This window comes from Ruegeria spongiae (assembly GCF_023502395.1).
In the GTDB taxonomy this organism is placed as follows: domain Bacteria; phylum Pseudomonadota; class Alphaproteobacteria; order Rhodobacterales; family Rhodobacteraceae; genus Ruegeria_C; species Ruegeria_C spongiae.
This window is the reverse complement of record NZ_JAMFMB010000021.1, coordinates 75572-83433: the sequence shown is the minus strand read 5'-3', so window position 1 is coordinate 83433 and position 7862 is coordinate 75572. Positions and strand designations below refer to the sequence as shown.

Here is a 7862-nt window from a genome sequence, read left to right as displayed (position 1 = left end):
CGCCTAAATGCCAAGTTCCCGGAACACCGCCGGCAATTGTTCCGGCAAGTCCTCGGCGATCAATCCGGGTCCGAAATGGCGCGCGCATTCCACATGCAACCACGCCCCTGTCTCGGCGGCCTGCATCGGATCAAATCCCCGCGCCAGCAACCCGGTGATGAACCCGGCCAACACATCCCCCGACCCCGCCGTAGCGAGCCAGGGAGCGGCCCGCTCGTAATGGGCGGAATTGACGGAACAACGCCCATCCGGGTTAGCGATCACCGTGTCAGGCCCCTTGAACAGCACCACGCAACCCGCCCGCTTTGCTGCCTCACGGGTGGCATCCACCTTGGAATAGGCCGGGCCTTTGGTCGGCACAGCATTCAGTTTCTCAGAGATATCCGGGAACAGTCGCGCAAACTCACCCCCATGCGGGGTGAGGACGCAGGTTTCATGCAACATCCCGAACAACTCATCCGGCGCATCGGCAAAACCCGAGAGCGCATCTGCGTCCAGAACAGTCGCGCGCGTGTGTTGCAAGGCCACCGGCACCAGATCGCGTGCGCGGTCCATCCCAAGTCCCGGCCCGAGACAGAGCGCGTTCAACCGCTCATCACTCAACAACTCGGCCAGCCCCTCACCACCTTCAACCCGCCGCAGCATCAGCGATGTGATCTGGCTCGCCACCTCCATCTGTGCCGAGGGCGGCACCCCCAGCGTCACCAGCCCCGCCCCGATCCTGAGCGCCCCCCGCGCCGCCAACCGCGCCGCGCCGGTCTTGCCGGGACCACCAGAGAGAATTAGGGCGTGACCGTGAGTGAATTTGTTTCCATTTTTGCCTGACCAAGCCTTGTCCAGATAGCTTTCCAACGTGGAAAAACCTCGCAAGAGTGTGCGATTATCAAAAAGCGACACGATCGCAGAAAAATCCGCCCTACGTCGAGAAACCGGATCATAGGGTCGCCCCAACAAACGCATAGCTTGTTTGTGATCAAGCCCTATGTCCACCGTTCTAACGACGCCGCAACTCGTGGCACAAACACCAATGCGGTGACCGTGTTTCTGGTATTGAAATGTCACTGTTAGATGTGAAGCAGGCGAAGCAAAAGAAGCGCCGGTTTCAACGTCCCTATCAATAAGGTTCTTGCCGCTATCTGCACACAGCCCGGAAGGTATATCAATAGCGACAAATCGTTCGATTACGGCAGCCTCGCCGAGTTTCTTGGCAATGTCCTTCTCAACCAACCGAGACAACCCCGTTCCAAAAACCGCGTCCATAAAGACATCAGCATGGGAAGCCCACGGATTGAACGAGGCGAAATGAACCACATTACCTCCCCCTCCACACCACCGCTCATAGTTCACTCGCGCATCCGGCGGCAACTTAGACGGATCACCGTAGAGAAATACCTCCACCTCCCAGCCCCGCTCCTTCATCAACCGCGCCACCACAAACCCGTCGCCGCCATTGTTGCCGGGCCCGCACAGCACCACGGCCCGCCTCTTCTTCTGTTCGGAAATACCTCGGGGGGTCTGGGGGGCTGGCCCCCCAGCGGGGTCCACCAGTTCCGGCCATTCCTCGAAAATCGCCTCGACCACCCCCTGCCCAGCCCGCTCCATCAGCTCCAACCCGGTCACGTCCCCGCTGTCGATGGCTGCTTTTTCGATGGCCTGCATCTGGGCGGCGGTCAGCAACTCAGTCATGGAAAACCCCTCGTGATTCAAAACTGCGCAATTTTTGTGCAACTTGCCTATTTTTTGACCGAGCGCTAGAAATCGCCTTGATCCGGCAGGTCCGGCGCCACTATCGGATTGTGGCCCTTATTCAGACATGATCTGAGCCGGACTGACAAGATTTCAGGGAGGCTCCGCCAATGAAAAAGATCGAGGCCATCATCAAGCCTTTCAAACTCGATGAGGTAAAGGAAGCGCTGCAGGATGTCGGCGTTCAGGGCCTGAGCGTCATCGAGGTCAAGGGCTTTGGCCGCCAGAAAGGCCATACCGAGCTCTATCGCGGTGCCGAATATGTCGTCGATTTCCTGCCCAAGGTGAAAATCGACGTGGTTCTGGACGACGATCAGGTCGACGCCGCCATCGAAGCCATCGTGGGCGCTGCCAAGACCGACAAGATCGGCGACGGCAAGGTTTTTGTCAGCCCAGTCGAACATGCCATTCGCATCCGCACCGGCGAGACCGGTTCGGACGCATTGTAACTCTACCAAATTCTCCAATCAGAGGACCCAACGAAAATGAGCAAGGACGCAGTTCTTCAGCTGATCCGCGACGAAGACGCAGAATATGTCGATGTCCGTTTTACCGACCCGCGCGGCAAGCTGCAGCACGTAACACTGATGGCCGATCAGGTCGACGAAGACTTCCTCGAAGAAGGCTTCATGTTCGACGGCTCGTCCATCGCAGGCTGGAAATCGATCGAAGCCTCGGACATGAAGCTGATGGTCGACACCGAAAGTGCCTATGTTGACCCCTTCTATGCCGAGAAAACCATCTGCGTGCATTGCTCGGTGGTGGAACCGGATACCGGCGAGGCCTATGATCGCGACCCGCGCGGCACCGCACAGAAGGCCGAAGCTTACCTGAAAGCCTCTGGCATCGGTGACGTGGCTTACATGGGCCCCGAGGCCGAATTCTTCCTGTTCGACGATGTGCGCTTCTCGAACTCGATCAACAAAGTGTCCTATGAGGTCGACGCCACGGATGCGTCCTGGAACACCGATACCGAGTATGAGATGGGCAATATGGGCCATCGGCCCGGCGTCAAGGGCGGCTATTTCCCGGTCAACCCGGTGGACGAAAGCCAGGATCTGCGCTCGGAAATGCTCTCCACCATGAAGCGTCTGGGCATGAAGGTCGACAAGCACCACCACGAGGTGGCCTCGTGCCAGCACGAGCTGGGTCTGATCTTTGACAGCCTGACCAAACAGGCCGACGAACTGCAGAAGTACAAATATGTGATCCACAACGTGGCGCATGCCTATGGCAAATCGGCGACCTTCATGCCGAAGCCCATCGCGGGCGACAACGGCACCGGCATGCATGTGAACATGTCGATCTGGAAAGAGGGCAAGCCGCTCTTTGCCGGCGACAAATACGCCGACCTGTCGGATGAGGCGCTGTGGTTCATCGGTGGTGTTCTGAAACACGCCAAGACGCTGAACGCCTTCACCAACCCGGCGACCAACAGCTACAAGCGTCTGATCCCCGGTTTCGAGGCCCCGGTTCTGCGCGCCTATTCGGCCCGCAACCGCTCGGGCTGCGTGCGTATTCCGTGGACCGAAAGCCCGAAAGCCAAGCGCGTCGAGGCCCGTTTCCCCGATCCGGCGGCAAACCCCTACCTGGCGTTTGCGGCGCTGCTGATGGCCGGTCTTGACGGCATCAAGAACAAGATCGATCCGGGCGAGGCGATGGACAAGAACCTCTACGATCTGCCCGCCGAGGAACTGGCCGGTATCCCGACCGTCTGCGGCAGCTTGCGCGAAGCTCTGGAAGCGCTGGCCTCCGATCACGACTTCCTGCTGCAGGGCGACGTGTTCACCAAGGACCAGATCGAGGGGTATATCGAGCTCAAGATGGAAGAGGTCGAAACCTACGAACACACCCCGCATCCGGTTGAATACGGCATGTATTACAGCTGCTGATCGACACTCGATCGCAAAAAGTTTGAAAGGGCGCCTGTATGGCGCCCTTTTTTCGTTCCCCGCAACGTGCCCGCATCACAGCTTGACCCGCCCGCGATACGGCCCGATGCTGGACCCGATCATGCGGTTCGCGGAACACGGAGAAAGCCATGCGCCTGATGTTGAAATTCACCATTCCGGTCGAGAAAGGGAATCAGGCCGAGCGCGACGGCACGCTCGGCAAAGCCATTGCCGATCTGGTCCGGGAGGTGAATGCCGAAGCCTCTTATTTTGCGCTCGAAGACGGAAAGCGCATGGGCATCGTGATATTCGAGGAATCGGATCAGGCCCGCATGCCGGCCATCAACGAGCCGCTGTTTGCGGCGCTTGACGCAGCCATTGAAATTCAACCGGTTCTGACGGCTGAGGATCTACAACGCGCATTATGAAATGCTGGCGGATGAGATCGCGCGCATTTCCTCTTTAGGGTTGTGGCAACGCCCGCTATCGTCCCTCTCAAATGACCTGATTGGATGATTTGATGCGTTTTCTTCTCACAAGCCTTGCCCTGGCCACCACATTGGCCACCACCGCCCCGGCCCAGACGCTGGACCGTATCCGCGAGACCGGACAATTCAACATTGGCATTCGCGCCGACGCGATCCCGCTGTCCTATTTCAACACCGAAGGACAGCCCGCAGGCTATTCCGTGCTGATCTGCGACCGGATCGCGCAGAGCCTCGCCAACCACCTTGAGATCGACAATCTCAACGCGACCTATATCGCGGTCGACACCAAGGACCGGTTCGACAAGATCGCCAGCGGCGAGATCGACATTCTCTGCGGTGCGGCCACGATCACGCTGGAGCGGCGCGAAGAGGTCGATTTCTCGGTCCCGACCTATGTGGATGGCACCGCGCTGATGCTGCCTAAGGATGGCGGCGAGAATCTGAGCGATCTGGCGGGCAAGAAGGTCGGCATGCGCGGTGCGACCACGACCGAACGCGCGGTGCGCGCGTCCTTCGAACAGGCCGGTATCGAGGCCGAGATGGTGCCCTTTGTCTCGCATCAGGCAGGGTTCCGGGCGATGGCCGAGGGTGAGATCGACGCCTATTTCGCCGATCAGAGCATCATGCTGGTCAATTTCGCGGGCGGCAAGATGCAGGACGGGTTCAAGATGTCCGACCAGATTCTGACGATCGAGAAACACGGGCTGGCGCTGACTCGGGGCGACACCGATTTCCGCCTGTTTGTGGACCGGGTGATCGCGGAGCTTTACGAAGACGGCTCGATGGCGGAGTTCTTTGAGACAACCCTGCCGGGGATCGAGCCGGGCGCGGCGCTGCAGGCGTTGCATGTCATCGCCCCGACAATGCCGTGACCCCGCCCTGACCCTTTGATCCGAGAGTGAGTCTGCCATGCGATCCCTGACCTGCCTTGCCCTTATCCTGTCTCTTGCCGCGCCGCTTGCGGCGCAGGCCGCCAGTTGCGGCAATACCAGTGCCGGGTTCGAAGCCTGGAAACAGGATTTCGACAAGCAGGCCCGCAAGGCAGGCGTGAAGAATAAGGGACGGCAGGCACTGGCCGGCGCGCAATATGCCAATCGCACCATTGCCGCCGACCGCAATCAGAAAAGCTTCAAATACACGCTCGACAAGTTCATGCGCATCCGTGGCGCCGACACGATCGTGACGCAGGGGCGCAAGCGCAAGGCGCGCAACGCCAATTTCTATGCCGCGCTGGAACGGCAATATGGTGTGCCCAGCGGCGTGCTGCTGGCCATCCACGGGATGGAGACGGGGTTCGGCAATTTCATGGGCGACAGCCAGGTGGTCTCGGCCATCGTGACGCTGGCTTATGATTGCCGCCGGTCCGAGTTCTTCATCCCCCATGCCATCGGCGCGCTGAAACTGGTTGATCAGGGCGCCATCACCCCCGCCACTTTGGGCGCCAAACATGGCGAGCTGGGCCACACGCAGTTTCTGCCCGGCAACGCGATGATCTATGGCGTCGATGCGACCGGTGACGGGCGGGTCGATTTTTACAACTTGACAGACGCGCTGGCCTCGACCGCCAACTTTCTGCGCCAAAAAGGCTGGAAACCCGGCAAGGGCTATCAACCCGGCGAACCCAATTTCACCGTGATAAAACAGTGGAACGCGGCCACGGTCTATCAGCAGTCGATCGCCATCATGGGCGCGCGCATTGACGGCTGACCGCCGCAACCGTGCCACGATGCCGCCACATTTCCCTCATGAATGGGCCAGTTCACCATAAAATGAACGGGTTTCCGGATTGGCATCAATCCGCCGATATGCACCGGACTGCCTCGAATCCGGCAATCACCGTCACAGTTTCTCCCTCTTCGCCTTTTAGATTAATTGGTGAACACAATCACGTGGAGGGTTGGAACAGTGACGGATACGGGCAGGTATCACGGTGGACTGGTATTCCAGGGCAGCGAAGATGGTGCGATCGACCGCTTTGGCCGGATCGCGGCCGCAACGCTGGAAGATCACGGCCATATGGTCGAACGGCAAACCCTGGTGGGGGCGCAAGAAGCGCGCATCGTCACCAGCCAATACCTGGTCACGCTGACCTATGGCGACGCGCTGAGCACGGAAACGCGTGCGACGCGGCTGGACCGCGTGGCGGGCCTGAACTCCAGAGGAGAAACCGATGGAACCCAGGCCAAATCCCGCCTCTCCATCATCCTGACACCGGTATCCCCCGAGCTTGACGATCCGGATGTGTCCGAGCTGATCTTGGTAGTGATGCTGTACCGGATGGTGGATCTGAATTCGAGCGAGTCGATCGAGTGGCTCGACTCGGATGTGTCCTTAACCGTCGAGCAGTTCATGGGAGCCTTTGCAAATCTCTCCCCAAAACGGGGGCGTGACCGCAAACAGATCATTGTCAACAATGGCGAGCGGTTCGCACCTATCGAAGAAGAGGTCGCAGAGCTGACGACCCATTACGACTACGTGTCGGCCCACACACCACATTGCGGCAGACTGGGCCTGGTCGAACTGTCCGAGGAAGAAGCGCTGGCGCTGTCTTTCCGGACCGAGCCGCTGCCCGCCGAGCTGGAGGCGATCGCCCTGGAAGATCAGCCCGAAAACGACATTCGGCGGCTGACCAGCTGGAGCATGACCGGTTGCCTCTATTTCGTCTCCGCCCCCGTGGCGGTGTCGATGGCGGCGGTCAATCTGATCAAAGGCGAGGATTTCCGCCTCAACACCCATGTGCTGGCTCTCACCAGCTCGATTATGATCTACAAGAACACTGGCATGATCGACAGCGTAACATCCTTCTTTTTGTGATGTAGTCTCTCTCTCTCACCGTCTCTCTCGTGCCTGTAAGATCGCCCCGTTCATTGGACGGGGCGTTCTTACGTCGGCGCGATGTCAGCCCGGGCCAGCACATAGGTGTGGATGGAAAAGATCACCGCACGGGTCTGCGGCAGTCGCAGGATGCATTGCCGTTCGCTGCGCAGATAGTCAGCCGTTTTTGCCGCTGGCGCGTCCCGGCGGTCATGCATGCTGCGCGGCTGGTGCAGTGCGGGATCGACGTACCAGAGCGCGTTGAATCGCCAGAGCGGACGCTCGGGCTGCACCCCGTCAAACAGGCGCTGGACGCGTTTGGCGATGCTCCCGTCATAAGGGGCGACCGGCTCATGGATCGCGACCAGGGGGCGCAGGTATTTCTCGGCCAGCATCCAGCTTGCGGGAAAACACAGCACCGCGCCGGTCAGTACGTGCTCGTCACCCTGTTTGAGCAGGATGCACAGGTCTTCCTGCACCAATTGCCCCAGCGTGGCCAACGGGTCGGCGCGATCGATGGTGACGCGCACGCCATCGGGGCGGGTCACCTGCGGCCCTGCCCCGGGATAAGCAAGGCTCAACACCAGATCGAGCAGTTCTTCTGCCGCCGGGCGCGCCGACTCGTGCAACGCCAGAACATCATTGCGCCGCGCCCCCAGCAACGCCGCACGCTGCGCCATCTGCGCGGCAAAGGCCTCATCGCGCAGCAGCCAGTCCTTCATGCGCACTGGCGCGATCCCCGGCAGGGGTCGTGGCGTCAGGGGATCATAGGGTATGGTGCGTTGAAGAATGGCCGTCATGACAGCGAATTAGCACCAAGCCGCGCTGCTGTCGGCCCAAAAACGACATGGCCACAGGTCGCAATCGTCCGGGATTGCGGCGCCAAACTGCGCTCAACTTACCCCAGCCAAGGGGAGAGCCA

8 protein-coding genes are annotated in these 7862 nt (G+C 60.0%); 6 read left to right on the top strand and 2 right to left on the bottom strand.

Annotated elements, in window-relative coordinates:
- Positions 1-3: 3 nt before the first annotated feature.
- Positions 4-1686 (bottom strand): NAD(P)H-hydrate dehydratase, encoded by a 1683-nt coding sequence (locus M3P21_RS16170; protein WP_249711501.1) that lies wholly within the window; start codon positions 1684-1686, stop codon positions 4-6.
- Between the two features lie 170 nt (positions 1687-1856).
- On the opposite strand from M3P21_RS16170, the gene M3P21_RS16165 reads away from it, so the two are divergent.
- The 6 genes from M3P21_RS16165 (at position 1857) to M3P21_RS16140 (ending at position 6940) form a co-directional block, all read left to right on the top strand.
- On the top strand, positions 1857-2195 hold the full coding sequence (locus tag M3P21_RS16165; protein ID WP_249711499.1) for a P-II family nitrogen regulator: 339 nt from the start codon (positions 1857-1859) through the stop codon (positions 2193-2195).
- A 36-nt stretch (positions 2196-2231) separates the two neighbouring features.
- A complete protein-coding gene (gene glnA / locus M3P21_RS16160) occupies positions 2232-3638 on the top strand; it encodes a type I glutamate--ammonia ligase (RefSeq protein ID WP_249711497.1) in 1407 nt (468 codons plus the stop codon).
- A 149-nt stretch (positions 3639-3787) separates the two neighbouring features.
- Positions 3788-4066 carry a hypothetical protein gene (locus M3P21_RS16155; RefSeq protein ID WP_249711495.1) on the top strand — a complete coding sequence of 93 codons (279 nt, stop codon included), beginning with the start codon at positions 3788-3790 and terminating at the stop codon, positions 4064-4066.
- Positions 4067-4158: 92 nt separating this feature from the next.
- Positions 4159-4998: an amino acid ABC transporter substrate-binding protein gene (locus M3P21_RS16150; RefSeq protein WP_249711492.1), complete on the top strand. Its 840-nt coding sequence runs from the start codon at positions 4159-4161 to the stop codon at positions 4996-4998.
- A 37-nt stretch (positions 4999-5035) separates the two neighbouring features.
- On the top strand, positions 5036-5833 hold the full coding sequence (locus M3P21_RS16145; protein WP_249711490.1) for a lytic murein transglycosylase: 798 nt from the start codon (positions 5036-5038) through the stop codon (positions 5831-5833).
- Positions 5834-6031: 198 nt separating this feature from the next.
- The gene (locus tag M3P21_RS16140; protein ID WP_249711487.1) at positions 6032-6940 is read left to right on the top strand and encodes a hypothetical protein; all 909 of its coding nucleotides are present in this window, start codon (positions 6032-6034) and stop codon (positions 6938-6940) included.
- Positions 6941-7008: 68 nt separating this feature from the next.
- On the opposite strand, the gene M3P21_RS16135 is transcribed toward M3P21_RS16140, so the two are convergent.
- The gene (locus M3P21_RS16135) at positions 7009-7740 is read right to left on the bottom strand and encodes a heme-dependent oxidative N-demethylase family protein (protein WP_249711486.1); all 732 of its coding nucleotides are present in this window, start codon (positions 7738-7740) and stop codon (positions 7009-7011) included.
- Between the last annotated feature and the right edge of the window lie 122 nt (positions 7741-7862).